Origin of the sequence: Dorea formicigenerans, assembly GCF_025150245.1 — a bacterium.
GTDB lineage: Bacteria > Bacillota > Clostridia > Lachnospirales > Lachnospiraceae > Dorea > Dorea formicigenerans.
Genome location: NZ_CP102279.1, coordinates 2,697,303 through 2,722,352 on the forward strand (window position 1 = coordinate 2,697,303; position 25,050 = coordinate 2,722,352).

Annotated in this window: 27 protein-coding genes; 5 read left to right on the plus strand and 22 right to left on the minus strand. The window is 37.5% G+C overall.

The window, feature by feature from the left end; translation table 11 throughout:
- Positions 1-29 precede the first annotated feature (29 nt).
- The 8 genes from spoIIID to NQ560_RS13180 form a co-directional block, all read right to left on the minus strand.
- The gene (gene spoIIID / locus NQ560_RS13145) at positions 30-296 is read right to left on the minus strand and encodes a sporulation transcriptional regulator SpoIIID (protein ID WP_005333337.1); all 267 of its coding nucleotides are present in this window, start codon (positions 294-296) and stop codon (positions 30-32) included.
- A 76-nt stretch (positions 297-372) separates the two neighbouring features.
- Entirely contained in the window at positions 373-1,170 is a 798-nt protein-coding gene (locus NQ560_RS13150) for an energy-coupling factor ABC transporter ATP-binding protein (protein ID WP_005333336.1), read from the minus strand.
- A 5-nt stretch (positions 1,171-1,175) separates the two neighbouring features.
- Positions 1,176-2,024, minus strand: coding sequence for an energy-coupling factor ABC transporter ATP-binding protein (locus NQ560_RS13155; RefSeq protein ID WP_005333335.1), 849 nt, complete (start codon positions 2,022-2,024; stop codon positions 1,176-1,178).
- Positions 2,025-2,036: 12 nt separating this feature from the next.
- Positions 2,037-2,834, minus strand: a complete 798-nt coding sequence (locus NQ560_RS13160; protein ID WP_005333334.1) for an energy-coupling factor transporter transmembrane component T family protein — start codon at positions 2,832-2,834, stop codon at positions 2,037-2,039.
- A 5-nt stretch (positions 2,835-2,839) separates the two neighbouring features.
- On the minus strand, positions 2,840-3,478 hold the full coding sequence (locus NQ560_RS13165) for an ECF transporter S component (RefSeq protein WP_005333332.1): 639 nt from the start codon (positions 3,476-3,478) through the stop codon (positions 2,840-2,842).
- A 21-nt stretch (positions 3,479-3,499) separates the two neighbouring features.
- Positions 3,500-4,420, minus strand: coding sequence for a nucleoside hydrolase (locus tag NQ560_RS13170; RefSeq protein WP_005333330.1), 921 nt, complete (start codon positions 4,418-4,420; stop codon positions 3,500-3,502).
- Positions 4,413-5,366 carry a nucleoside hydrolase gene (locus NQ560_RS13175; RefSeq protein WP_005333327.1) on the minus strand — a complete coding sequence of 318 codons (954 nt, stop codon included), beginning with the start codon at positions 5,364-5,366 and terminating at the stop codon, positions 4,413-4,415. The genes NQ560_RS13170 and NQ560_RS13175 overlap by 8 nt, the downstream gene beginning before the upstream one ends.
- Before the next feature lie 18 nt (positions 5,367-5,384).
- Positions 5,385-6,134, minus strand: coding sequence for an EFR1 family ferrodoxin (locus tag NQ560_RS13180; RefSeq protein ID WP_005333326.1), 750 nt, complete (start codon positions 6,132-6,134; stop codon positions 5,385-5,387).
- Positions 6,135-6,355: 221 nt separating this feature from the next.
- On the opposite strand from NQ560_RS13180, the gene NQ560_RS13185 reads away from it, so the two are divergent.
- Positions 6,356-6,820 carry a MarR family transcriptional regulator gene (locus NQ560_RS13185; RefSeq protein ID WP_005333325.1) on the plus strand — a complete coding sequence of 155 codons (465 nt, stop codon included), beginning with the start codon at positions 6,356-6,358 and terminating at the stop codon, positions 6,818-6,820.
- 117 nt (positions 6,821-6,937) lie between these two features.
- On the opposite strand, the gene NQ560_RS13190 is transcribed toward NQ560_RS13185, so the two are convergent.
- The 7 genes from NQ560_RS13190 to NQ560_RS13220 all read right to left on the minus strand — a co-directional run bounded on the left by NQ560_RS13190 (position 6,938) and on the right by NQ560_RS13220 (position 14,629).
- On the minus strand, positions 6,938-8,125 hold the full coding sequence (locus NQ560_RS13190; RefSeq protein WP_005333323.1) for a MalY/PatB family protein: 1,188 nt from the start codon (positions 8,123-8,125) through the stop codon (positions 6,938-6,940).
- Between the two features lie 13 nt (positions 8,126-8,138).
- Positions 8,139-9,455, minus strand: coding sequence for a M18 family aminopeptidase (locus NQ560_RS13195; RefSeq protein WP_052302921.1), 1,317 nt, complete (start codon positions 9,453-9,455; stop codon positions 8,139-8,141).
- Entirely contained in the window at positions 9,389-10,417 is a 1,029-nt protein-coding gene (locus tag NQ560_RS13200; protein ID WP_005333320.1) for an oligopeptide/dipeptide ABC transporter ATP-binding protein, read from the minus strand. The genes NQ560_RS13195 and NQ560_RS13200 overlap by 67 nt, the downstream gene beginning before the upstream one ends.
- Complete coding sequence (locus NQ560_RS13205) at positions 10,357-11,208, minus strand: ABC transporter ATP-binding protein (protein WP_154104224.1); 852 nt, start codon at positions 11,206-11,208, stop codon at positions 10,357-10,359. Before NQ560_RS13205 ends, NQ560_RS13200 begins: the two co-directional genes overlap by 61 nt.
- Positions 11,195-12,013 (minus strand): ABC transporter permease, encoded by an 819-nt coding sequence (locus tag NQ560_RS13210; protein WP_005333316.1) that lies wholly within the window; start codon positions 12,011-12,013, stop codon positions 11,195-11,197. The genes NQ560_RS13205 and NQ560_RS13210 overlap by 14 nt, the downstream gene beginning before the upstream one ends.
- Positions 12,014-12,022: 9 nt before the next feature.
- Positions 12,023-12,958: an ABC transporter permease gene (locus tag NQ560_RS13215; RefSeq protein ID WP_005333314.1), complete on the minus strand. Its 936-nt coding sequence runs from the start codon at positions 12,956-12,958 to the stop codon at positions 12,023-12,025.
- A 123-nt stretch (positions 12,959-13,081) separates the two neighbouring features.
- A complete protein-coding gene (locus NQ560_RS13220; protein ID WP_005333312.1) occupies positions 13,082-14,629 on the minus strand; it encodes an ABC transporter substrate-binding protein in 1,548 nt (515 codons plus the stop codon).
- 237 nt (positions 14,630-14,866) lie between these two features.
- Between NQ560_RS13220 and NQ560_RS13225 the strand changes: the two genes are divergently transcribed.
- Positions 14,867-15,778, plus strand: a complete 912-nt coding sequence (locus NQ560_RS13225; RefSeq protein ID WP_005333310.1) for a LysR family transcriptional regulator — start codon at positions 14,867-14,869, stop codon at positions 15,776-15,778.
- 94 nt (positions 15,779-15,872) lie between these two features.
- Here NQ560_RS13225 and NQ560_RS13230 read toward each other — a convergent pair whose 3' ends face one another.
- The 5 genes from NQ560_RS13230 to proB form a co-directional block, all read right to left on the minus strand.
- Positions 15,873-16,460 carry a manganese efflux pump MntP gene (locus tag NQ560_RS13230; protein WP_005333308.1) on the minus strand — a complete coding sequence of 196 codons (588 nt, stop codon included), beginning with the start codon at positions 16,458-16,460 and terminating at the stop codon, positions 15,873-15,875.
- Between the two features lie 475 nt (positions 16,461-16,935).
- On the minus strand, positions 16,936-17,781 hold the full coding sequence (locus tag NQ560_RS13235; RefSeq protein WP_040015504.1) for a 4Fe-4S binding protein: 846 nt from the start codon (positions 17,779-17,781) through the stop codon (positions 16,936-16,938).
- A 5-nt stretch (positions 17,782-17,786) separates the two neighbouring features.
- On the minus strand, positions 17,787-17,933 hold the full coding sequence (locus NQ560_RS13240; protein WP_005333303.1) for a CD1871A family CXXC motif-containing protein: 147 nt from the start codon (positions 17,931-17,933) through the stop codon (positions 17,787-17,789).
- A complete protein-coding gene (locus NQ560_RS13245; protein ID WP_005333301.1) occupies positions 17,920-18,486 on the minus strand; it encodes a TlpA family protein disulfide reductase in 567 nt (188 codons plus the stop codon). The genes NQ560_RS13240 and NQ560_RS13245 overlap by 14 nt, the downstream gene beginning before the upstream one ends.
- 188 nt (positions 18,487-18,674) lie before the next feature.
- Entirely contained in the window at positions 18,675-19,469 is a 795-nt protein-coding gene (gene proB, locus NQ560_RS13250) for a glutamate 5-kinase (RefSeq protein ID WP_040015503.1), read from the minus strand.
- A gap of 345 nt (positions 19,470-19,814) precedes the next feature.
- Between proB and NQ560_RS13255 the strand changes: the two genes are divergently transcribed.
- The 3 genes from NQ560_RS13255 (at position 19,815) to NQ560_RS13265 (ending at position 22,627) form a co-directional block, all read left to right on the plus strand.
- A complete protein-coding gene (locus NQ560_RS13255) occupies positions 19,815-20,447 on the plus strand; it encodes an IS607 family transposase (RefSeq protein WP_167532497.1) in 633 nt (210 codons plus the stop codon).
- Positions 20,401-21,564 (plus strand): RNA-guided endonuclease InsQ/TnpB family protein, encoded by a 1,164-nt coding sequence (locus tag NQ560_RS13260; RefSeq protein ID WP_040015501.1) that lies wholly within the window; start codon positions 20,401-20,403, stop codon positions 21,562-21,564. Before NQ560_RS13255 ends, NQ560_RS13260 begins: the two co-directional genes overlap by 47 nt.
- Positions 21,565-21,757: 193 nt before the next feature.
- Positions 21,758-22,627: a LysR family transcriptional regulator gene (locus NQ560_RS13265; RefSeq protein WP_005333292.1), complete on the plus strand. Its 870-nt coding sequence runs from the start codon at positions 21,758-21,760 to the stop codon at positions 22,625-22,627.
- Here the strand turns inward: NQ560_RS13265 and NQ560_RS13270 are convergent, their stop codons facing one another.
- The gene (locus NQ560_RS13270; protein ID WP_005333290.1) at positions 22,628-22,993 is read right to left on the minus strand and encodes a PqqD family protein; all 366 of its coding nucleotides are present in this window, start codon (positions 22,991-22,993) and stop codon (positions 22,628-22,630) included.
- Positions 22,993-24,894 carry an OPT family oligopeptide transporter gene (locus NQ560_RS13275; RefSeq protein WP_005333288.1) on the minus strand — a complete coding sequence of 634 codons (1,902 nt, stop codon included), beginning with the start codon at positions 24,892-24,894 and terminating at the stop codon, positions 22,993-22,995. The genes NQ560_RS13270 and NQ560_RS13275 overlap by 1 nt, the downstream gene beginning before the upstream one ends.
- Between the last annotated feature and the right edge of the window lie 156 nt (positions 24,895-25,050).

A 25,050-nucleotide genomic window follows, 5' to 3' on the forward strand; every position in this document is an offset into this window, starting at 1 on the left:
CGACATTTTTAACAGTATCTTAACACTGCTTAATGCTGTCTTAGCATGTGTTGATGAAGATACTTCTCTTTCGTAGCAAGTCCACCGCGGATATGCCTTTCTGACTTGTTCTGATCCAATACCTTTCTGGCCTCCCCCGCCAGTGCTGGATTGATCTGAAGTAGACGCTCTGTGACGTCCTTATGTATCGTGCTCTTGCTCATTCCAAATTTTTTCGCAGTCTGCCGGACAGTTGCTTTATTTTCGATAATATAATATGCGATTTCCACCGCCCGCTCTTCAATATAATCCTTCATAGAAAAACCCCTGCATAGTTTGTTTTTTTACAATCTATGCAGGGATGAGGAGATGTATGTCTGATGTTCTTATGAGTTATTTATAGCAATTAATTAATTCTTGCATATTTAATATATTCTTTTTTATTCCAACTTCTTGTGCAATTTGCGTGCTCAGTGGCGGTTTTACATATGCTTCTTGCAATTTATCTTTTTGATAAAAAATATCTTCTTTCTTTCCATCTGCAATCACATTTTTATGAGCCATTACAATAATTCTTTCAAAGTTTTCAGCTACATATTCCATATCATGTGAAATAGTGATAACTGCCTTTCCTTTACTTTGCAGATAATCCATAACTTTCCGAAGTTGTGCACATCCCCATAAATCCTGTCCGGCCGTTGGCTCATCTAAAATCACATAATCAGGACTAACTGCCACAACAACTGCAATTGTAAGGAATTTTCGTATAGGAAGCGGAATATCAAATGGATGCATTTCCAAATACGGTCTGATTCCCGTTACATCTATCGCTTCCTCTCTTCTACGTTTTATTTCTTCCTCTGACAATTTCCAATAGCGTAATACATACTCTATTTCTTTTATTACATCATCATTAAATATCTGATCATTGGGATTTTGAAATACATATCCTACATGTGGAGCTGTCTGAGCTGTTGTCTGATTTTTTGTATTAATCCCATCAATAATAATTTCGCCTGAAGTAGGCTTGTATATATTATTCATTAATTTTACGGTCGTAGATTTTCCTGCCCCGTTTTGACCAATAATAGCAACTCTTTCCCCTTTTTCAATTTTCATCGAAACATTTTCGACTGCTGTCACCGTACTTCCAGGATATGTATAGCTTATATTTTTCACTTCAATTGCCATATTCTCTATACCTCCCTTTCTTTCAAGAGTTCTATTGCTTCTTTTTTATTAATCGGAATATTTCGAAGTGGTATTCCCTCTTTTTCCATATTTATAGCTAAACTGACTGTCTGCGGTATTCGCACCCCTTTTTCTCTGAGTATTGGATTTGCAAGCACTTCTCTCGTATCACCCTGAGCAATAATTCGTCCTTCTGCCATTGCAATAATTTCATCACAATATTCAGCAAGTAAATCAATTTTGTGCTCTGCAATAATAACTGTTTTTCCCTGATTTTTTAATGCAGAGATAATCTCAAATACATCATTTGTACTGCTTGGATCGAGTTGGCTGGTCGGTTCATCAATAACAATAATATCAGAATTTAAAGCTAATACTGATGCAAATGCTACTCTTTGACATTGCCCACCTGATAACGCCAATGGATTTTTCTGAAGTAGTGATTCTACATTTACCATTTTTGAAATTTCAAGAATTCTTTGAATCATTTCTTCTGTTTCTACTCCCAGATTTTCCAATCCCATTCCAATTTCTTCAAAAACTGTCTCCTTTATTCCGCTTACCTGTGCAAATGGATCCTGGAACACATACCCAATCTGAATACTTAATTCTTCATCTTCCCATTCTCTTGTGCTCTTTCCATTTACAATCACATCACCTTTTAATATTCCGCCATAAAATTTCGGGCATAACCCTCTCATCAAATTGCAGAAGGTTGTTTTTCCTCCCGCATTAGGCCCTATGATTCCGTAACATTTTCCACTTTCCAATTTACAATTCAAGTGCTTTACAGCTGCTTTATTTGTTAATGGATATGCATATGAAACATCTTTAAATTCTATACATACACTCATGGTTTCTACCTCCTACAAGTACTTTTTGCATACAAATGTTCCTACAATACAAATTACAACTGCCAACACTGCTACCAGTTTCTCAACAAACTTTGCTGGAGTAATTCTTCGAAGTGCTGTGTGTTTTCCATTTGCTGCAAAGGCTCTCGCATCCATTGCCAATGTCTTATCTTCAATTCCTGTCATAGAACTTATAATAACCGGAAATAATACTGGTAAAATTGATTTCATCTTCACAATAAAACTTCCTTCTGTTTCGATTCCTCTTGCTCTCTGACTTTCTCTGACATTATTCAATTTATCTTTGATAGATGCGATTCCCGAAAATGTAGACAATACCATAAAGGTTGCAGAAGGAGACATTCCTTTCTGCTCAAGACAATAGCATAAATCTCTCATTTCCGTTGTCATAAAAAATACTAAAAAGATTCCAAGAAAACCTTCTATCATAAATATTAAATCCAGACAGCTAATCAAAGCCGCCATCGGAACTGCTTTTCCAAAAAGATAGAACGCAGCCGGCCCCGGATCTCCCAAATGCACATACAATCTGACAATAACTGTAAACAGACAACCTACCACAAACATAATCCCTATTGTCGCAAAATATTTTTTATATATTGGAGTTGTCATTGCAATGACGCTTGCAATCAAAAAAATTACCAGTCCTACCTGCCATTTAAAAACAAACAATGACATAAATCCTAATGCAAGGCAAAATATCATTTTTGTGATTGGATGAAATCTGTACCACCAGTTCTCCTGCTTTTGATCCTGTCGGAAACTATCTATAAATTCTTGATTTGTCATATTTTCTATTCCTCCCCAAAATCAATATCCTCTTCTCTGTATTGTTTTCGCGTCACATATTTCCCATAAGGAAGTTTTATTAAAAATCGGTCTGGTAATGATCGAATAATCAAATATACCAGAAGCAGGCAGACACCTTTGTCAATACAATCAAACAGCAGCTGGCCAATAGCCATAGCAAAATACTTTGGTACTCCTGCATTATAAAGCGGAATTCCTACAAAAACACTGGCAAGATTTCCCCAGAAATCTCCACCCATTGCCAGGAAAATAATACTTCCACTTAACCATCCACCGATAAATCCATAGATTGGTGTACACAGCAATGTTTTCGGAAGACTTGTAAAAATTCTTCTTTTCGTCAAATAGCCTGAAACAACTCCAAATCCAATATTCAGAGGCATCATCACTATCATTACAGGATTTTTGATTACATTTACCAGATTCGACAATAATCCTACGATAGCTCCCGGGCCCGGGCCACAAATGGCTCCCACCAAAATCGTTCCAATAGAATCTCCCAGAATCAACATTGTTGTTGAATATAGAACTGTATATGCCAGCATATTAATTGCCACTGCAAGTGGAATTAATAACTTTGTCATATTATCCATCCGTTTCTTATTTTTCTTTTTGGCTCTCATACATTCATCCCCTTGTTCTTCCTAATCAATTTTTTCATATTCATCCAAAGTTTCTTTCATAATTTCAATATATAATTTTTTATCTAAATCCATAGCGACTTTTGTATCTTTTGGATGCCCCAAAGGTGTATACATTGTCAAAGGTACAACCCTTCCTCTGCAAATATCACTTTTAGTTTCTATAAAAATATTGTGCCGTTCGTATGTAAAAATTTCTGGTGTTGCAAGTCCTAATGTTGCAATTGCCGGTCCATAATAAATGGGCTCTCCTGGTTTATGCGACATTCCACTCATAGCAAACGCTGTGGTATATGGACCGTTTGCCCCATGTACGATCTGACCAATTTCAGAATTTGCCAATGCTGATTTTAGCTCGACATTATATCCATACATTTCCATTCGAATACCACTTTGAAAAACTGCTCTTGCAGCCTCCGGATCTGTTGCCATATTTGCTTCAACAACTGCGGAGACATCTCCGAAATCATAACTTCCACCTACAAATACCACTTTTTTGATAAGTTCACATATATCAGGGTATTTAAAAATTGCCAATGCTAAATTAGTCATAGGTCCATAACATAAGACAACTAAATTCCCCTCGGCTTCTTTCGCTTCTTTATAAATACGATCCCATGCCGGCATTTCATCCATTGACTGACCTTCCGGAAATGGCAATCCACATTTTCCGTCTGGGAGATAATGCGTCTGTACCGGTTTTTTCTTTTTCAAAACACATCTTTCACTTCCCTTAGATACACTACATGATAATCCGGCCATCTTTACAAAACCCGGTACATTTTTAAATGCATCTTCAGGATTATTATTTTTTCCTCCACATACTGTAACAGCTTTTACATCTAAAAATCGTTTCGCCAGTACCAATCCCCAAAAACTGTCTAACTGGCCATCTGTATCTATTAATACTGGATCTTTAAACATTTTTTTCTTCCCCCTTCTCGTACTTTTTACATGCATCAAGCATCAATTCAATAAAACGATCTCTGTCCGAAGATATACCCACCGACACATTTGGCTCTTTTCCTTCTACTCCGTGACAGTCAGCAACGGTGCTTCCCATGGTAAATTCACCAGTCAAATCTATCTCAACATGCATTTCTTTTAATTCAAAAATAGTCGGATCAATCAAATATGCAATCGTGCATGCATCATGTACTGGCACTCCACACCAGCCTATCATTTCAAATCCTCTACCGAAAAAATCGGCAAAATCTGCAATTAAAGTTCCTACCTGTCCTGTTTCACGAAACTTTTCCTTTTCATCAAATCCAATCGTTGTATAATTGGTAACATCCAGTCCCATCATAACAATTGGAATTCCAGAAGTATAAACAATATCTGCTGCATAAGGATCAACCATAATATTAAATTCTGAAGCTCCACGGCCACTGCAGCCACTGACAATCGAGCCTCCCATAAGCACAATTTTATCTATTTTTTCAATTAAATGCGGATAACATAAAATCAACGTTGCGACATTTGTAAGTGGACCGGTCGGTACAATCACAATCGGAGTGTCACTTTTTTCTAATTGCTGTGCCATAAATTCAACTGCACTCATTTCCTGCATCGGTGCTACAGGTTCAGGCAATTCTGGTCCATCTATACCACTGTCTCCATGTGCAATTCCAGCTGTATAAATCGGAGTTAAAAGCGGTGCTTTCCTGCCTTGTGCAATTGGAATATCTCTTCTCCCCAAAAACTCACATACACTTCTTGCATTCTTTGTTGTCTTTTCTATAGTTTGATTTCCACACGCTGAAGTAATCCCTAATACATTCAATTTTTCAGATGACAAAGCCAAAATAATAGCCATCGCATCATCATGCCCTGGATCACAATCCATAAGTACTGGTATTTTTTTCACTTTTTTACCTCCTTGTTATTAATAGTTCTCTTTTGAAAATCCCTTAAAAAAGTATCTAAATCTTCCTTTACTATATTTACCGTAATCTATAGCTTCTACCGGGCAATAATTCAAACAAGCCATGCACAAATAACAGTCTTCCTTTATCCAAACCGGTTTACCATCCTGAATTTCTATTGCCTTTGCAGGACACTTCCGTTCACATAATCCGCAGCCAATACATTCATCTGAAACATGATATGCAGCTGTTTTTCTCCACTCTCGGTTAAATACCGGAGCCATTTCATAAGTGCGGGTCTTAGCATCTTCCCCCATCTTCACATCAAACTCTTCTTCTTTTTTGGCTATTTTTTCTTTTACCTGATCAAGTCTTTTCCTTGCTTCTTCTAATTTCACCATAGAACTTTCCTTTGTATCTATGATGTGATCCGTAATAGGGTAATTATCCGGCATTACAATCCCATAACCACTTTTTAATGGAATAATCTCCGAAAAATGCTGAAGTGCCATTCCTGCAACATTACTGAATGTACAGACCGCAAATGTAAAAGCTGTTTCTGATACTTTTATTTTCTCAGCAAATTGCAACATAACTTCAGGTGCTGCCCATGCATATACCGGAAATGTAAAGCCTACATATTCTTCATTTTCCAAATGAATCTGATTAATATCAGCTGCTATAATATCCACAGCCTCTGTACCGATATAATTCGCAATCTCTTCTGCAATTGCTTTAGAATTTCCCGTCCCCGAAAAGTAAAAAATCATTATATCCTCCTTATCTTTCTCGGCAAATACTTTATAATCTAAAGTATTTGTCTAAAAAATATTGCATAATTTCTAACAATCTTATAAAATAGAACCAGGAAAAAATTATGCAAATAGCAAAAATATATTTTAGTATCTAAAATAATTATAGCATATATGCACTGCTTGTCAATTATTTAAATGGATTTTATATTGTTTTTGCACAAAGAAGGGACAGTTACATGGAAAACAAACTCAATCTTACCAGACAAGTTATTTTAGCAACACGCAATGCAACCTTGGCCTATCACAATTATATGTATACAGATCGTGAATATGTAAAGGGTCACAAACTTTATCTTCGCGAAATGCATTTTTTACTTTTTGTAGGGATATCTAAAGAATTAACTATGAGTGAAATCGCTGAAAAAATGAATATAACCCAAGGTGCCGCTACTCAAATTGCCGGACGCCTTTTGAAGAAAAAACTTATTGAAAAAAAGAAGAATCTTGAAGATAAACGCTATTTTATCATCTCACTTTCTCCTGACGGCGAAAATGTATATCAGCAATACTTAGAATATGACAAAATTCGAAACAAAGAAATTGCTGATTGCTTAGAACGACATTTCACCGACAAAGATATCGAATTAATCCTGCGCTACGAAAATCTAATTCAGGATATATGCGCCGGAAAACTTGATTAACATCAGTATGTAAATATATTCTAAATTCTAAGAGAGTGTAATCAGTAATTCCCATGTCCTTGCTGATTACACTCTTTTAAGAGTCTTTTATTTCGTCATTACCTTCGTTAAATATCGCTATTTTTGAAAAACTTCAATAATCCGGTTCACGGCTTTTTCCAACACACTTCGGCTGACTCCTGCACAAATCCGATAACTATAGTTTCCCTTTCCCGGAGCCGCCTTAATTCCTCTTGACAGCATCACGTTTGCTTTATCTATGATCCGACTTCGTACCTCTTCTTCCGACATTCCACATTTTTCAAAATCAACCCAGATAATATAGCTTCCTTCCGGCATAGTACATTTTACTCCTGGTATATTTCTTCTCAATCTCTCAACCGCCCATTTAAGATTATCATCCAGATACTCTCTCAATTGTATCAGCCAGTTTTCACATCTTGTATATGCAGTCTCCACAAGCACAATATCAAATGGTGATGCAGATGCTCCTAGACATTTCTGAACATATTTTTCTTTCATTTCTATATCTTCAAAAATAATATTGGTAATATAAAGACCTGCAAGATTGAATGTTTTACTGAGTGAAGTCAGTGTCACAATCTTTTTATAATCACATATAGAAGCAACTGGTATATATTTCTGATTTGTTCGCATCAAATCACAATGTACATCATCGGACCATATAAAGAGATTATGTTTTCTGCAGATATGTACGACCCGATTCAATTCTTCTTTCTTCCAAGCTCGTCCTATTGGATTATGTGGATTACATAATAAAACTGCCTTATTTTTGCTGTCTGACGCAAGTTTTTCCAGTTGTTCAAAGTCAATTGTATAATACGGCTCGTCATTACATTTCAACCAACAATACTGTGCTGTTCTGCCCGTAAAATCAATTGCATCTCTAAAACCCGAATAGACGGGAGGCATAATAATAATCCCATCTTCTTTTTCAGTAAATGTCTGAATCAAGTTTACAATTCCTGTAATAGTTCCACGTTCCAATATAATCTGTTCTTTTTCCATTTTCCAGCTGTTATATTGAAAAAACCAACTTTGAATCGCCTTATAATAATCATCATCCACTATGCTTGTGTAACCATAAATCCCACGTGCAACCACCCGCTCCATTGCTTTTATGATTTCCGGTGCACACTTGAAATCCATATCTGCATTAAAAAGCGGAATCGTCTCTTTATCATATCTTGTCGTGTATCCCCTTTTTAAAAGTTTTGCTCCGCAATCCCATTTACTTGAGTCAGTACCATGTCTGTCTATTACTTGATCAAAATCATATTTCATTTATTTTCCCCTTTTACATAGCATCATAATATATTCTCAGAAAATGAATCAGAGAATTTTCATCTTCCATTCCCATCGTCTCCAATGATGAATGCATGGATAAAATCGGAACCCCTATATCTGCTGTTTTCACACCAAGAACACACGATATAATCGAGCCAAGTGTTCCTCCTCCACGTATATCTGCATGATTCATATATTTCTGAAATGGTATATTTTCTTTTCTACATAATTGTTGAATCATTCCACTCATTGTACTGTCCGTAGCATAAGCCTGTGATGATGCCTGTTTTATACAAAATCCTCTGTTCAGAATGCACATGTGTTCTTTATCATAATGCGTTGCAAAAACCGGATGAAATCCATGGGCAGCATCTACAGATATAATATTGCTTTTTAATAACTCTTTATCATATTGTAATTCATTACATCCAAGTCCCTCATATATTAATTTTAATATTGTAGATGTCACACGTGAAAATGCCCCGTTTTTTGAAATATTTCCTACTTCTTCATTATCAAATATAACTGCTGCACTAATTCCCGTCTCATTTTCAGTCCCAGCAATTGCCTGTATAATCCCATATGTACCGGTCTGATTGTCCAATCTTGGTGATGCCAAAAGTTCCTCTTTCATTCCAATTATTTCACTCTTTGCGTAATGGTAAACATACAATTCATAGTCCAGAATATCTTCCGGTTCAACTTCTAATTCATCTGCAACCATTTTTTCAAACATTTTATCAGACATTTCAGTATTCTCTGTAATTGCAAACAGTGGAATTCTTTTTGAATTCTTCTCCTGATATTCATAATCCTCTTTTGTAAAATGAACCGCCAGTCCAGGAATAATTGCAATCGCGCGTTCCATATCAAGTATTCTCACATCTACCTTTTTATCATACTTTGATTTCAAGCAAACCCTTCCGGCAACTGACAGTGGTCTATCTATCCATGATGTAAAATTAGCCCCTCCATATCCTTCCGTGTTCAGGAAAACATACTGCCCCATCCGCTTATCTTTTCCCGACCTGATACGAAAACATGGAGAATCTCCATGAGCAGCTGCAAGCTTGAAGCCCTGTCCTTCGCTCCACATTGTTCCAACAGAAAATGCAAATAGATAACTATCATTGAATTTCCAATAATATTTTCCACCTTTTTTTAACTTCCACTTCGACTCTGTATTCAATTCACAGAAGCCATTCTGATTCAATATTTTTTCACTGTTCAATACACAGTGAAACGGTGTGACAGATTTTTCTAGATATTCACAAAACTTTTGATTTTCCTGCAAGCTACCCAATGCTCTTCCTCTGCTTTTCTCCATTCCGGCCGTTTCCTTTCACATTCTTCTGTTCTATGCTGACAACGTTTTCTATACGGACATCCCGTATCCATTGTCGTTCTTTCTATATTATTCTTAATATCATCTTGTTCCTTACATTCTTCTTTTCTTCCCTTGCTTTCAGATGACTCCTCTATATTTGTTTTTCTTATATTTGGAATTGCACGTAATAATTCACGGGTATATGGATGAAGCGGCTGTTCAAATAATTTGTCACTTCTTGCATACTCGACCATTCTTCCATTATACAAAACCAGAATCCAATCTGATATATAGCGAACAACATGAAAATCATGAGATATGAACACATATGAGATCCCCTTTGTTTCCTTAATCTCCAAAAATAGTTTCATAATCTGACTTTGTATAGAAACATCCAACGCTGAAACAACCTCATCACAAATAACCAGTCCTGCATCTGCCATAAGCGCTCTGGCAATTCCGACTCTTTGCCGCAATCCGCCTGATAATTCTTTTGGATAACAGTATCTATAGGCAGGATCCAATCTTGCCTGACTCATACACATTTCTATTTTCTTCTGCCGTTCTTTTGTATTTTTCTTTTTGTATCTGTGCTTTGCATCATAAGGTTCCGCAATCAAATCTTCTACTTTCATTTTGGGATTCAATGAAGAATATGGATCCTGAAAAATAATCTGTGCTTTTTCTGCATATTGAATATTTCCATCACTCTTCGTTTGAATTCCGCATATCAACTGTCCAAGAGTCGTTTTCCCACATCCTGACTCCCCTACAATTCCAATCGTTTCTCCCTTTCTTAATTCAAACGAAATATCTTCCAATGCCACAAATTTTCTGCTTTTTTCCAGCAATTTTTCTCCGGGCATCTTATAATATTTTTTTAAATCAGAAACTTTCAATATTATTTGTTCATTAATTTTATCAGATAAAATATCCGATTCTTCATTTTTTTCTTTCTGCATAGCCATCGCATCGCAAATAAGACGCTTTGTATATTCATTTTTCGGGCAAAACAGAATCTTTTTTTCTCATCGCTTTCTACAATCTTCCCATGATGCATCACTGCAATCTGATCAGCAATCTGAGCCACAACACTCATGTCATGTGTAATAAAAAGAACTGCCATCTCTTCTTGTACACATAAACTTTTTATCAATTTTATAATCTGATCCTGCACAATTACATCTAACGCCGAAGTAGGTTCATCACAGATTAAAAGTGATGGTTTATTAATCATAGCCATGGCAATCATAATTCTCTGACGCATTCCCCCAGATACTTCATGTGGATATGCATACAATGTTTTTTCAGCATGTTTTATTCCAACCTTTTCTAGAAGCTGAATGCTTTTCTCTCTGACTTTCTGTTTTTCAAGCTTTTGATGTAATCGCATAGCGCGTGCCATTTGTACTCCAATTGTAATCACTGGATTCAAACTGGTCATGGGTTCTTGAAAGACCATTGCTATTTCATTTCCTCTTCTTTTTTGCATTTCCTTTTCTGAAAGTTCTGCCAAATTTGTCCCATTTACCAATATTTTTCCACCAAGAATCATCCCTGTCGTTCCGTGAAACAGCTGCATAATCGAAAATGCAGTCACACTTTTTCCTGAACCACTTTCTCCCACAAGGCAGAGGACCTCACCTTTCTTTATCTGGAAGGAAATATTTCTTACAACCTCACGTTTTTCTTCTTCTCCAAACCCAACCCGTAAATTTTCAACTTTCAGCACTGCTTCATCATTCAAATACATCTCTCAGACCATCTCCAATCAAAGTAATCCCTACTGTCGTTACTGCAATAAAAAGTCCCGATAAAATTACAATATGAGGCCCACTGTTCATATATTCCAGACCGGAAGATAGTATGGATCCCCATTCTGGAATTGGTGGTTGTACCCCGATTCCCAAAAAGCTCAGACCAGAAGATGCAAGCAGTGTATCTGCCAAATAAAATGCACCATTTGTAATCAAAACTCCAGCTGCATTCGGTATAATATATTTTAAAATGATATTTCCGGTCGACACCCCGCTGACTTTCGCAGCTTTCACATAATCTCTTTCCGTTACGGAAATCACGGCTCCTCTTGTAACTTTTGCATATCCCGGGATGTTCCCCACTGTTACAGCAAAAATCAAATTAGGAATAGAAGATCCAAGAATAGCCACAATTAACATTGCCTGCAAAACAAATGGTACACAATAAAGAACATCTAAAATACGCATGACTGCATTATCAAATATTCCTCCGATATATGCACACGCAGCTCCTAAAATACAACCGATCATCATTCCGGCAAATGTGGCAGCTACTCCTATTCCAAGAGATACTCTTGCTCCATAAATCAACCTTGCGAACAAATCTCTTCCAAGATTATCTGTCCCACAAATATGACTCAGAGAAGGGGATTGCAATTTATTCTTTACATCTTGAGCCAATACCTTATCGTAACCAATATACAAATCTGCAAATATAACCAAAATTAACAGCAACACAATAATTACAAATCCTAGCACCGACATTTTATTTTTTGAATATTTCTTCCACATTTTTTTCATAGCAACCCTCTATTTTTCTATTTTTACTGCAAGACGCGGATCAAAAATAATATATAAAATATCTACCAACAGCTGCACTAAACAAAAAATTACAGATATAACTACAGTAATTCCACAAACAAGGGGAACATCTCTCGTCTGAATCGCTGTCAGCATCAAGGTCCCGATTCCCATTAAGGAAAATACCTGCTCAATAATCAATGTTCCACCCATCAGCCCGGTAAATCCATAACCAATAATTGTAATAATCGGAAGAAGTGCATTCTTCATCGCATACTTCCAGATGATACTCCATTCCCCTTCTCCTAAAGCCCTAGCTGTTCGTATATAATCTTGATTCATAACATCAAGCAAAACAGCTCTTGTCTTTTTCACAAGCGGACCAAATGTGATGATAACCACCGTTGCAACCGGAAGTACATAACCCGCTACTGAATTTCCCATATCATATACGGAGAAAAAACGGAGTTTAAAACAAAAAATCAGAAGGAGAACTACACCTAGCCAGTAGGATGGAATTGCTGAAGTAAAACCTGCTACAGTTGAAATAACAGCATCTATTTTACTGTCTTTATTTTTTACACAAACAATTCCCAAAAATACAGACAATATGGAATCTATAACAACCGTAGTCAGCGCTACTATAAATGTGGTTGGTATTCGAGAGCATATTTTTTCCCATACACTTACCCCATATTTGTATGAAGTCCCCAAATCTAACCTTGTAAACACTCCTATTATATATTCGAAAAATCTCTTCAGAAATGGTTGATCATATCCAAGTGAATGATTCAAAATCTGCACTTGCTCCGGGGAAGCATTCATGCCCAAAATCAAGCGCCCCGGATCTCCTGGAGCAAGTTCTATAAATAAATTTATTAAAAATATAATTCCTATAATTGTAGCAATTGAAGCTAAAATTCTTTTTATAATATACTTTAGCATTTTTTCACTCACCAATATTGTTTTATCACAAACAGTTTTTCTTGATAGTTAATTTTCTGGAATATAGTCTAATATGCCGCCCCTGTACAGAGACGGCATATTTCCAAAATTCATACCCGTTATTTATTTCCAGCCCCATTCATCAAAACGATAGAAGCAATTGTACATAATTGTACAGTCGAGGTCTTTATTATATGCATGGAATTTTACATCATTACTCAGCTTGATTACAGGCACTTCATCCTGCAGCAATGTCACAATATTTCTTGTTACATCTAATCGCTTTGCCGCATCTGTTTCAGCAAGTGCCTCTTCTGTCATATTATCTAAATCCGCATTTCCATAATTTGCATAGTTATAATTTCCAATCAGTTTCGTATTTAATACTTTTGTCAATCCCGTAATCTGATCTCCAAAATTAGCATAACTTGTTACAATAGAATAATCCCCATTGTTAATGTCTTTAAACGCTGCACTCTGTTCTTCGATTGCAATTTCAACATTTACTCCAACCGCTTTTAAATCTTCCTGAATGCTCTGAGCAATCTCTGAGTCAATTCCATCATACATGATAATGTATTTTCCCAAATCAAGCGTATCTGTATATCCAGCTTCTGCCAAAAGTTCTTTTGCTTTATCTGGATCATATTTATAATCTGTAATTCCTTCTACTGCTTTATCATAGTCTTCCATTCCATTTGGAACCGGATAAGAATCAAGGTAAGTCATAGTTTCGCTTAAATCTGCTATCTTTTCGCGATTGATCGCATAGCTGATTGCCTGACGTACACGCTTATCTTTTAATACTTCATTCTGACAATTAAAGAAGAAATATTCACATCCAGCTGCAATATCCTTATCTTCACGAATTGTAATATTGTCTTTATCTGCTTCTTTAATTTTCTCATATGCCTCACCTGTAAGACCAGAAAAATCAATATCGCCATTTAAAATAGAATCTGCCAGCACAGAATCATTTACAACCTGTACTTTTACATTTTTAATTGCGGGTTTTTCTTTCCAATAATTATCGTTAACAGTTAAGAGCATATATTTTCCTTCTTTATACTCTTTCAAAACATATGGTCCACATCCAATTGGATTCTCGTTATATCCATCTGGATCTTTTTCATATGCACTTTTTTCTACAACACGAATTTTTGCCAAAATCCATGGCGCATTCGTAACAACTGAATTACCATACACTGTGACTGTCGAATCATCTGTAGCCTCTACTTTTTCAACAAAAGTGTAATCTTTTGAACGATATTCTGAGTCTACATATTGCTGGATTGAGAAAACAACATCTTCTGCTGTCACATCATTTCCATCTGAAAATGTTACTCCTTTTTGAAGATGGAACGTTACATTTTTCCCATCCTCAGATACATCATAGCTTTCTGCTACCAGGGGTTTCATCTCATCAAATGTCTTATCCGATTTCATAATCGGCTGAAGAACATTTAACCATACGCAATCATCTATAACTCCTATACTGTTCCATGGAACAAATCCTTCGTGATCGTCGGAATCTACAGCCACTACAACGGTATCTTTCTTTCCATTTTGTTCTTCACTTTTTTCGCTGATGTTATCAGCTTTTTTTCCACAGCCCGTAATGACACCAATTGCCATCACCACTGCGAGTATCAGCGCAACTCTCTTTTTCATTCTTACTTTCCTCCTCGGTATTTTTCTTTAGAATAAATCTCATAACATCTTTCGTCAACAGACTTTCCATCTCTTTCAAAATCCGTTGTTTTCCGTAGTTAATTATGTTTTTCTTAATTTTCTTCAATAGTTATTTATTAATATAATAATTATATCTCTTTATTGATTTTATCTATTCGCTTTTTGTTCTAAAAAAATGTACACTAAAATTATATAATCTAACAAAGGAGAACCGCTATGACTTTCAAACAGCTACAAATATTTCTTACAATCGTTGATACCGGGAATTTTAAAACAGCTGCAAAGAAATTATTTATGAGTGCACCTTCTGTTTCCACTCACGTCACTGCTCTAGAAGATGAAATTGGTTGTAAATTATTTGAACGTAAGCACTCTGGCACAAAGCTCACTACCGAAGGAATGAAGATGTGCAACTACGCCCAGACACTTCTAAAAACACAATCAACTATGTTGACAGATATAAAAGGAATTTCTTCTGATGCTCCGATTAATATTCAGGCCGGAATAACAGAAGCCGCCATGGCATATTTTATCACAGATATTCTTCCTCATTATTTCCCAAATAATATTAATCTTTATTTTTCAATCCATCAAATGACCCATGAACAGATTGAGAAAGCATTACTTGCCGGTGAAATTGACACCGGAATTTCCTGTGCCCCTTGCAAATCCACCCATTGTGTAAATTCTATTGATAATGTTGATTCACTTATTATGCTGATTCAGACAGATTACTACCAATCACTTATTAAGGAAGATTCTTCATTTGATCTGCGACAATTACTGTTAAACACTCCGATTATACTTCCTTCTTTCCAATCAGAATTACGCCAGTATGTAGAGCATTTAATCTATGACTGCAATTTGTCTTTATCAGATATTTCAATTGCTGCTGAATTGGACCGCGGCGAAATCATCCTGATGATGGTTGCACAAAAAACCGGGGTTAGTTTTATCAAAAAGAGTTCCTTAAAACTTTATGATATCAATCTTTTTAAAAATCAGGTGTCCGCCGTCGAACTTCCAGTTTCAACAGAAGTAGCGACTTACATCATCAAAAAAGAAGGTTATCATTTCCCTAGAAAAATGCAGATTTTCTGTATGAACAAATCAAAAGAAATGAACTGACTACACTACAATCCTTCATAGAAAAACCCCTGCATAGTTTGTTTTTTTACAATCTATGCAGGGATGTGGTGATGTATGTCTGCTTCACTCTTTCCTAGAAAAATACACCTTTCACGAATATCTCGATTCCGATGCCAATCAGAATCACTCCACCTAAGACATCTGCTTTTCCGGCCAGCTTCGTTCCTAATGTCTTTCCAAGATATAAGCCTGTCTCACATATCGCAAATGTCACAACTGCAATAATAATGGAACAGACTAGCGCCATAACAAATCCATAATCTGCAATAGTAAATCCTACAGATAATGCATCAATGGATGTTGCAATTCCCTGCAGCATCAATACTGCGAAACTTAATTTTTTTACTTCTTCAATTTCTTCTTCGCCTTTAACTGATTCCCATATCATGCTTCCGCCAATATAAAGCAATAGTATTAATGCGATCCAAGGGATACATTTCTGAAACTGACCAAATAGCTGCACAATTGTATGTACGCAAATCCAACCCACCATAGGCATCAGAAACTGAAAAAATGCATACACTCCTGCAATATAGGCCATACGAGATTTCTTCATCTTTTTTTCATTCATTCCATTCGCAAGTGACACAGAAAATGCATCCATTGCCAACCCCACTCCCAAAAGAGCGCTGTTCATAAAAAACAAAAAATTCCAATCCATCGTTCATTTCCTCCTAAAACAAAGAATGTGCCTTGGTACATTCTGGTGCCTGCGGCGGTCGCTTGCGACATCATCATTGTACGCCGCAGTGCGCATCCTGCCGGAGGCTTTTTTATATAATAGGAAATGCAATTTCCTATTATATAAAAACCAGGTACAGCTGTCTGCCATACCTGGTCAATACTTCCATATAAAGAGAGTCCACGTATAAGCTTTACAGCCATACGTGAGTCTCACAAATTAAAACAAGCCAGATCTAAAAGATCAGTATGTTGACTTGTTGCGTTCAGAATCCGTTTTCATCTGATATACGCCTGCTACTCCCTCACAAATCATAATCTTTTACAAGGAGACACGATAACATAATTGATAAATTTTGTCAATAAGCGTGTCGTTTATTGACAGAATTTATTTTCTGCAATTTATTTTCTAATGCTTTATTTTCTGAACTTATTTTCTGAAGACATTTATGAAGCTATCCCTTTTTTCCATATACGAACTTCAAAGCCAGTGATTCTTTCGGGCATGATGCCACACATTTTCCACATCGGATGCACTCTGCAGAATTGGGATTCTTCACTGGATCTACATCCATCGGACATATGTTATGACATTTTCCACAGGAGGCGCAAGTTTTTTTATTGCATTCCATATGGTAAATGCTGACTTTATTCAGTAGTCCGTAGATTGCTCCAAGTGGGCACATGACTTTACAGAAAAACCGGCAGACAGACAGGCAGCCGATTAAGGTTATGATCAAAATACATGCTTTCACAGAAAACAGCGCTCCCAGTGTTGCGCGTAACTCCGGGTGCGTACTTAAAAGTGGAATTCCACCTTCCAGCGTTCCTGCCGGGCAAATGTATTCGCAAAACGCCGGGCTGCTCATTCCCAGCTCATTGACCATCGTAACCGGCATGATAACGACAAACACTGCCAGCAGCACATATTTTACATAAGTAAGCCATTTCCATAATTTTTTCTTTGGAAATGGAATCTTGTAGATCAGTTCCTGAATCAGACCAAACGGGCAGAAAAAACCACAAATTGCTCTTCCAAACACTACTCCAAGTGCCAATACAAAACCTATCACATAAAAACTAAGCTTGAAATTCATAGAACCACTGACTGCCTGCATAGCTCCAATCGGACAGGCAAGTCTTGCAGCCGGACAGGAATAACAGTTCATTCCGGGATTGCAGAACTGTTTCCAGCTTCCTTTGTAAATCTGACCTGATACGAAATTTCCAATATATGTATTCGAGTAGCCAAATGCCGCTACTTGAACAATTTTTCGTTTCATTTCCTGATTAATCTTCATATCACTTATCCTAACCCAATACATTCCAGGCAGATATTCACCGTCTTATTAAATATGATAGCTGTTTCTCCCCGGCTAACACCATATATAATCATAACTGCCGCCACACAGAGGCCTAATACCTGCACTGCAATCTTGTTATTTCTGCTCATTCAAATAATCCTCTACATGCTGTTTGTATTCTTCTACCTTCGCACCTACAACAGCTTCTCCTACAACTTTTCCGTTTTTATCAATAAATACTGTTGTCGGAACGCCTGCCAATTTATTAATGAACTGGTCAAATGCTCCCGGTGCAATAACATTTTCATAAGTTACACCCGTTTTTTCCACAATCTGCTGTGCCAGTGCATATTCGTCAGAATCTACAGTTTCTACATCTACGATTGCTCCAAGCATCTGTACGTTGTCAGGCATTTCCTCATTCCACTTTGCAAGTTCCGGCATCTCATTGATACAAGGATTGCAGAATGTTCCCCAGAAATTCACGACTGTTAAATCTGCCTGTGAAAGGATATCATTGGTGACTGTATTGCCTTCCAGATCTGTCGTAGAAAATACATTTACAGCAGACGGAAATGAAGCATTATTTCCCATAGTTGTAACAATCGAATTCACTTGTCTCTTCTCCTTATTCTTGGAACCACATGCGACCAGACTAACACAGAGCGCAGTGATCAGCAGTATGGAACATAATTTTTTCATTTTACAAATTCCCTTCTTTAATCAATCGGCTCTATCTCTGAAGATTCCGAGAATAATAACAAAAAAGAAAATTAGTCTGTTAAGAAATCTTTTCATCTCCGCAAAGATTTCTTGCAAAGCGTACTATAAAAACGCTCACATCTCATATTGAGGTCTGAGCGTTTTTACTATATCATCTACTATACCTTTTACTGCGCTTTAAATTTCGTACCTACCGGAACTCCTTCGATAATATTATAGAGTGCTGCCGGGTTCTTTCCATTCGTAATAATGGTGTCGATTCCCTGCGAAGTTGCAAGTGCTGCTGCCTGGAGTTTTGTACGCATTCCTCCTGTTCCGCGTCTGGATCCCGCACCTCCGGCAAGCTTGTACACTTCGTCGTCAATCTTATCAATCTCTTCAATCAGCTTTGCATCTGGATGAAGTCTTGGATCACAATTGTAGAATCCATCAATATCTGAAAAAATCACTAATTTGCTTGCGCGGCACAGAACCGCTACTACAGAAGAGAGCATATCGTTGTCTCCAAAAAGTCGGTCATTAGATTCAATCTCCGTATAGCTTACAGAGTCATTTTCATTTACAATTGGAATGACTCCCATCTCTAAAAGTGCGTCAAATGTATTAATCAGATTGTCTTTTTTCTCTTCCTGTTCAATATCTTCAGCATTCAGAAGAATCTGACCGATCGTCTTATCATAATCTCCGAAGAACTTATCATACAGGAACATGATACTGCACTGTCCAACTGCTGCGGCTGCCTGTTTGTGGCGCATACTTGTCGGCTGAGTCTTCATTTTTAATTTATTTCTTCCAACTGCAATTGCACCGGAAGATACAAGGATCACTTCATATCCCATATTCTGGATATCTGACAGCACACATGCCAGTCTGTCAAAACAACGAAGGTCACTCTTTCCAAGCTCATTTGTAAGTGTTGATGTACCAACTTTAACAACAATTCTGTTCTGATAAGGTTTCATAATAAAAGTCCTCGCTCTCTCTTGCATTTCATCTTCGTTTAGTTTACCATAGAGCTATAGATTACAAAAGCGTATCTTTCTCATATGTATCATGAGTTTTTCTCATATATTGATATTTATACATAATTAATCAAAACACTGTACAATGCGTGTCCATAAAACCGGTTCTCGAAGGCACGCTCGCGCTACAGCAAATCTATACTTCGCGACGCATCATTATGATAAAGATACCGTCCTGACTTTTTCAAATTGAAAGGAGGATTTTTAAGTAATCGATAACATTGATATTAGTGATTAAATGTGTTAAAATGTGCTCATGGAGGTATTGCTATGAACACATCGAATATCACTAATTATAAACCAAAAGATTTTGCTGAATTATTAGGTGTCTCTGTGAAAACATTACAGCGTTGGGACAGGGAAGGAACGCTAAAAGCGAATCGAACTCCAACTGACAGGCGTTATTATACCTACAACCAATATCTTCAATTCAAAGGCATAGATACAGAGAATGATACTCGACAAGTTGTTATTTATGCAAGAGTTTCTACAAGAAATCAAAAGGATGATTTACAGAATCAAGTATCGTTTTTACGTCAATTCTGTAATGCCAGAGGAATGATTGTAGACCAATGTATTGAAGATTATGGCAGTGGTTTAAACTATAACCGTAAAAAGTGGAATCAGCTGTTAGATGAAGTAATGGAACAAAAAATTAAAACCATCATAGTTACACATAAAGACAGATTTATCAGATTTGGATATGACTGGTTTGAAAAATTCTGTATGAAGTTCAATACAACTATAGTAATAGTGAACAATGAAGAACTATCACCGAAAGAAGAACTTGTACAGGATATTGTATCTATACTTCATGTTTTTTCCTGTAGATTGTACGGACTTCGTAAGTATAAAAAACAAATAGAAAGGGATAAAGAGATTGCTAAAGAGCTTCAAGACGGAAATCAACCCAACTGAAGAACAGAAAGCCCGAATCCGCAAGACGATAGGCACTTGCCGATATGTTTATAACTTCTACCTTGGTCACAACAAAGCCCTGCATGATGATGGTGAAAAGTTTATGACTGGTAAGAGCTTTAGCCTATGGCTTAACAACGAATACATTCCAGATAATCCTGACAAAACATGGATCAGGGAAGTGTATTCAAAAGCCGTAAAAAAGTCTATCGAAGATGGATGTGCTGCTTTTACAAGATTTTTTAAACATCAGAGTGATTTTCCTAAATTTAAAAAGAAAGGTAAATCTGATGTGAAAATGTATTTCGTCAGAAATAACCCAAAGGATTGTCAATGCGAAAGGCACAGACTTAAGATTCCAACTCTGGGCTGGATCCGTATCAAAGAAAAAGGATATATCCCAACAACAAAGGATGGATATATGATTAGAAGTGGTACAGTGTCTGTTAAGACTGACAGATTTTATGTTTCTGTTCTTGTAGAGATTCCCGATGTCAATATTAACAATAACTTAAACGAGGGAATCGGTATAGACCTTGGGCTAAAAGATTTTGCTATTATTTCAAATGGAAAGACATACAGGAACATCAACAAATCGGCAGGATTAAAGAAACTTGAAAAACAACTGATCCGGGAACAGAGAAGTCTTTCCCGAAAGTATGAAAATTTAAAGAAAGGAGAGTCCACTCAAAGAGCAAATATACAGAAACAAAAGCTTAAGGTACAAAAACTTCATCATAAAATGGATAATATCCGTACTGATTACATTAACAAGACAATCGCTGAGATAGTGAAAACCAAACCGTCTTACATAACGATTGAAGATTTAAATGTAAAAGGAATGATGAAAAACAGGTGTCTTTCAAAAGCTGTTGCATCTCAGAAGTTTTATGAATTTAGAAAAAGGCTTAAAGCCAAGTGCGATGAAAAAGGCATTGAATTAAGGGTAGCAGATAGATTTTATCCATCTTCAAAGACATGTCACCATTGTGGTTCTATCAGGAAAAATTTAAAGCTTTCAGATAGAATTTACAGATGTGAATGTGGCTATGTTGCAGACAGGGATCTCAATGCGGCACTTAATTTAAAAGATGCTAAAACTTACAAGATTGCATGATTAAAAGCAAATGTAAGTATGTACCGAAGGCTATTTCGGGAATTAACGACTGTGGAGTGTACAAGAACCTGTGAGTAGCGTATTGCCTGCAATCGTCAAAACATACACAATGAAGCAGTAAGAAGTATTCGTGAGGACTTCAATTTCTCGATGTGTTTGAGTATATTTAAACATATTTTGAGTGGCAGCCCATATGGACGTCAACATACAAAAATACCAGGCCTTTCTTAAGGCTGTTGAATATGGCAGTTTCACAAAAGCTGCCGAAGCACTCTCCTACTCCCAGTCCGGGATCAGCCGGATGATTGGAGATCTGGAACAGGAATGGAATATTATTCTTCTGGAACGCGGCAGGGGTGGTGTCCGTCTGACTTCTGATGGACTGAGACTTCTTCCTTACGCACAGAATGTCTGTGCCGAATATAAAAAGCTGCAGATGCAGGTGGATGAGCTCCATGGCCTGCAGTCTGGTCTGATTCGAATTGGTACATTTTCCAGTGTTGCCACACATTGGCTGCCGAATATAATCCAACAGTTTCAGAAAGATTTTCCGAATATTGATTTTGAACTTCTACTCGGTGATTACGCCGAAATTGAAAATTGGATTGTTTCCGGCCGGGTGGACTGTGGATTTTTACGCCTCCCGACAATAAATCCTGAACTGGAAACTATTTTTTTAGAAGCGGACCCGCTGATGGCTGTTATACCTGAACATCATCCACTGGCAGACTGTAAAAAATTCCCCGTTCAAGAACTGGTATCTGCTCCATTTCTCCTTCTTTCCAGAGGAGCTAATTCTGATGCCACAGACATCTTTAGTAATTGTGGGTTGAATCCGAAGGTACATATTATGACATGGGATGATTACGCAATTATGTCCATGGTCGAAAAGGGGCTTGGCATCAGTGTGCTTCCACAACTGATTCTGCAACGAATCCCTTATCACATTCTTACAAAAGAATTAGATGTTCCGGCTTACCGCCGTGTAGGGCTGGCTCTTAGAAGCAAGAAAACCGCTTCCCTTGCGGTAAAGCGGTTTCTCGAATATCTGCAGTACAGATAATTATTTTTCCATATTTTTAAAACTGATAAAATGATAACTCTCTAAAATCTGAAAATATTTCACAATTCTTGGATACAGCGGCTCTGCTGCTTCTCCAAAATGTTCTTTCTGAAGGGCGGCCAGTTCCATCACTGTCCGCTCCCCGTCGATCAACGGCCACAGATAACTTCCCTGCACATCCAGATGAACTTTCGTCGTCTGTGGTCTTCGGAAATATGTCTGTGCGATCCGATTGAAAAAGCCTTCATTCTTCACTTCTAATACAACCCGTTCCCGGCGGTCTATATGCCAGCCAAGTTTTTCCGGTCTCACCGGAATCAGGTCAAGATAATTAATCTGCTGCTTATTTTTCTTATTCTTTTTCATTATTTCTCTTTACTCTTTTTCCAAAGAGAGAATTTCAGAAGGCATAAGATCATGATAACCATCAGTACAACTCCACCGATGTTACCAAAGTTTACACTTTCTCCGATACTTACGTTAATTCCAAATACTGCGAAGATTGCAAGCAGGATTCCTACAAGTCCTTCTCCTGCGATCATACCTGCACAATACAGTGTTCCGTCTGTTGTCTGCTTTGTCTTTGTCTCCTCGTCAACATTTTTACGACGATCCATGAACATACGAACAACACCACCGATCATGATGGATGCATTCAGGTAAATTGGAAGATACAGACCGATAGCAAATGGCATAACCGGTACTCTTAAGATCTCAAGTGCAATTGCTAAGAATACTCCGATAAATACCAGGTTCCATGGAAGGTTTCCACCCATGATTCCCTCTACGATCATCTTCATCAGTGTTGCCTGTGGTGCCGGTACTTCTGCTCCGCCGTATCCCCATGCTGCATTCAGAAGATAAAGAACTCCTCCGATTGCAAGACCAGATACAACAACTCCGATAATTTCACCCATCTGCTGTTTCTTAGGTGTTGCACCAAGCAGGTATCCTGTCTTCAGATCCTGTGATGTATCACCGGCGATAGCTGCTACGATACAGATAACTGATCCGATTGCAATAGCTGCTGTCATACCGTCGATTCCTGTCTTACCGCTTGCTTTGATTGACATTGTAGCAATCAGAAGTGTAGCGATAGCCATACCGGAAACCGGGTTGTTAGAACTTCCTACAAGACCTACCATACGGGAGGATACAGTTGCAAAGAAGAAACCAAATACTACGATAATTGCTGCTCCAAGTAATGTTACCGGAATTGCAGGCACTACCCAGATGATAAGAATCATAGCTACGATTCCGAACAGGATCATCTGCATTGGAAGATCCTGAGCTGTACGAGCTGTATTGGTATTCTTTCCACCTTTCATGCTCTTAATAGAGTCACGGAATGTTGTAATGATCAGTGGCAGAGATTTGATCAGGGAGATAATTCCTCCTGTAGCGATTGCTCCTGCACCGATATATTTTACATATGTACTCCAGATTTTTGCTGCCCCGCCAGCTGCATAAAGATCAGCAATTGTTGTTCCTACATCCGCCGGATAAAGCCATGTATCTGGTCCGAACAGACAAATCAGAGGAATGATCACCATCCAGCCAATTACAGATCCTACAAACATGTAGGAAGCGATCTGTGGTCCTACGATATAACCAACACCGAGAAGTGCCGGATATACTTCCATACCAATCTCACCTTTGAATGACTTAAATGCAAATGCTACGTCAGACGGAAGTACTTTCAGTCCGTCTACAACGAATTTAAATGCTGCTGCGAGTCCCATACCGGAGAATACTGTTGAAGCATTGGCTCCTCCTTCTTCTCCTGCCAGAAGTACGTCTGCACAAGCAGTTCCCTCTGGGTAAAGCAGTGTCTCATGCTCTTTTACGATCAGCGCATTACGAAGTGGTACCATGAAGAGTACTCCAAGGACTCCACCACAAAGTGCGATCAGTGTAATCTCTACAAGACTTGGCATATCACACAGGCCCTCTTCTGCCCAAAGGAACAGAGCCGGCATTGTAAAGATGGCTCCTGCTGCCAGAGACTCTCCGGCGGAACCGATTGTCTGAACCATGTTGCTTTCCAGAATGGAATTACGCTTCATGATCACGCGGATCACTCCCATAGAGATAACTGCTGCCGGAATAGACGCAGATACAGTCATACCTACACGAAGTCCTAAATATGCGTTTGCTGCACCAAAAATTACAGCCAGAAGCATTCCCATTACAATGGAAGTTACTGTAAGCTCTGGCATAACCCTATCGGCCGGGATATACGGTTTAAACTCATTCTTTTCGTTCATTTCCCTCTCACCTTTCTTCTTGAGTTTACACGCCCTTCCATGAGCGTGCTTTCTTTATTATACCTAAATAATGCATATAACTCAAGCTTATATTACATTTCTACTTGTGCAATTTTATACATATATTAGTATAATTTTCCAATTATTCTATTAAAA

Coding starts and splice junctions, on each gene's coding strand:
- NQ560_RS13220 (WP_005333312.1), bottom strand. CDS start 14,629: ATGAAAAAGAGAGTTGCGCTGATACTCGCAGTGGTGATGGCAATTGGT.
- NQ560_RS13180 (WP_005333326.1), bottom strand. CDS start 6,134: ATGATTTTTTACTTTTCGGGGACGGGAAATTCTAAAGCAATTGCAGAA.
- NQ560_RS13165 (WP_005333332.1), bottom strand. CDS start 3,478: ATGAGAGCCAAAAAGAAAAATAAGAAACGGATGGATAATATGACAAAG.
- NQ560_RS13275 (WP_005333288.1), bottom strand. CDS start 24,894: ATGAACGAAAAGAATGAGTTTAAACCGTATATCCCGGCCGATAGGGTT.
- NQ560_RS13200 (WP_005333320.1), bottom strand. CDS start 10,417: ATGCAGAAAGAAAAAAATGAAGAATCGGATATTTTATCTGATAAAATT.
- NQ560_RS13150 (WP_005333336.1), bottom strand. CDS start 1,170: ATGGCAATTGAAGTGAAAAATATAAGCTATACATATCCTGGAAGTACG.
- NQ560_RS13185 (WP_005333325.1), top strand. CDS start 6,356: ATGGAAAACAAACTCAATCTTACCAGACAAGTTATTTTAGCAACACGC.
- NQ560_RS13235 (WP_040015504.1), bottom strand. CDS start 17,781: ATGAAGATTAATCAGGAAATGAAACGAAAAATTGTTCAAGTAGCGGCA.
- NQ560_RS13240 (WP_005333303.1), bottom strand. CDS start 17,933: ATGAGCAGAAATAACAAGATTGCAGTGCAGGTATTAGGCCTCTGTGTG.
- NQ560_RS13215 (WP_005333314.1), bottom strand. CDS start 12,958: ATGCTAAAGTATATTATAAAAAGAATTTTAGCTTCAATTGCTACAATT.
- NQ560_RS13195 (WP_052302921.1), bottom strand. CDS start 9,455: ATGGAGAAAAGCAGAGGAAGAGCATTGGGTAGCTTGCAGGAAAATCAA.
- NQ560_RS13190 (WP_005333323.1), bottom strand. CDS start 8,125: ATGAAATATGATTTTGATCAAGTAATAGACAGACATGGTACTGACTCA.
- NQ560_RS13265 (WP_005333292.1), top strand. CDS start 21,758: ATGGACGTCAACATACAAAAATACCAGGCCTTTCTTAAGGCTGTTGAA.
- NQ560_RS13170 (WP_005333330.1), bottom strand. CDS start 4,420: ATGTTTAAAGATCCAGTATTAATAGATACAGATGGCCAGTTAGACAGT.
- proB (WP_040015503.1), bottom strand. CDS start 19,469: ATGAAACCTTATCAGAACAGAATTGTTGTTAAAGTTGGTACATCAACA.
- NQ560_RS13270 (WP_005333290.1), bottom strand. CDS start 22,993: ATGAAAAAGAATAAGAAAAATAAGCAGCAGATTAATTATCTTGACCTG.
- NQ560_RS13160 (WP_005333334.1), bottom strand. CDS start 2,834: ATGACAAATCAAGAATTTATAGATAGTTTCCGACAGGATCAAAAGCAG.
- NQ560_RS13210 (WP_005333316.1), bottom strand. CDS start 12,013: ATGAAAAAAATGTGGAAGAAATATTCAAAAAATAAAATGTCGGTGCTA.
- spoIIID (WP_005333337.1), bottom strand. CDS start 296: ATGAAGGATTATATTGAAGAGCGGGCGGTGGAAATCGCATATTATATT.
- NQ560_RS13245 (WP_005333301.1), bottom strand. CDS start 18,486: ATGAAAAAATTATGTTCCATACTGCTGATCACTGCGCTCTGTGTTAGT.
- NQ560_RS13230 (WP_005333308.1), bottom strand. CDS start 16,460: ATGGATTGGAATTTTTTGTTTTTTATGAACAGCGCTCTTTTGGGAGTG.
- NQ560_RS13155 (WP_005333335.1), bottom strand. CDS start 2,024: ATGAGTGTATGTATAGAATTTAAAGATGTTTCATATGCATATCCATTA.
- NQ560_RS13225 (WP_005333310.1), top strand. CDS start 14,867: ATGACTTTCAAACAGCTACAAATATTTCTTACAATCGTTGATACCGGG.
- NQ560_RS13205 (WP_154104224.1), bottom strand. CDS start 11,208: ATGTATTTGAATGATGAAGCAGTGCTGAAAGTTGAAAATTTACGGGTT.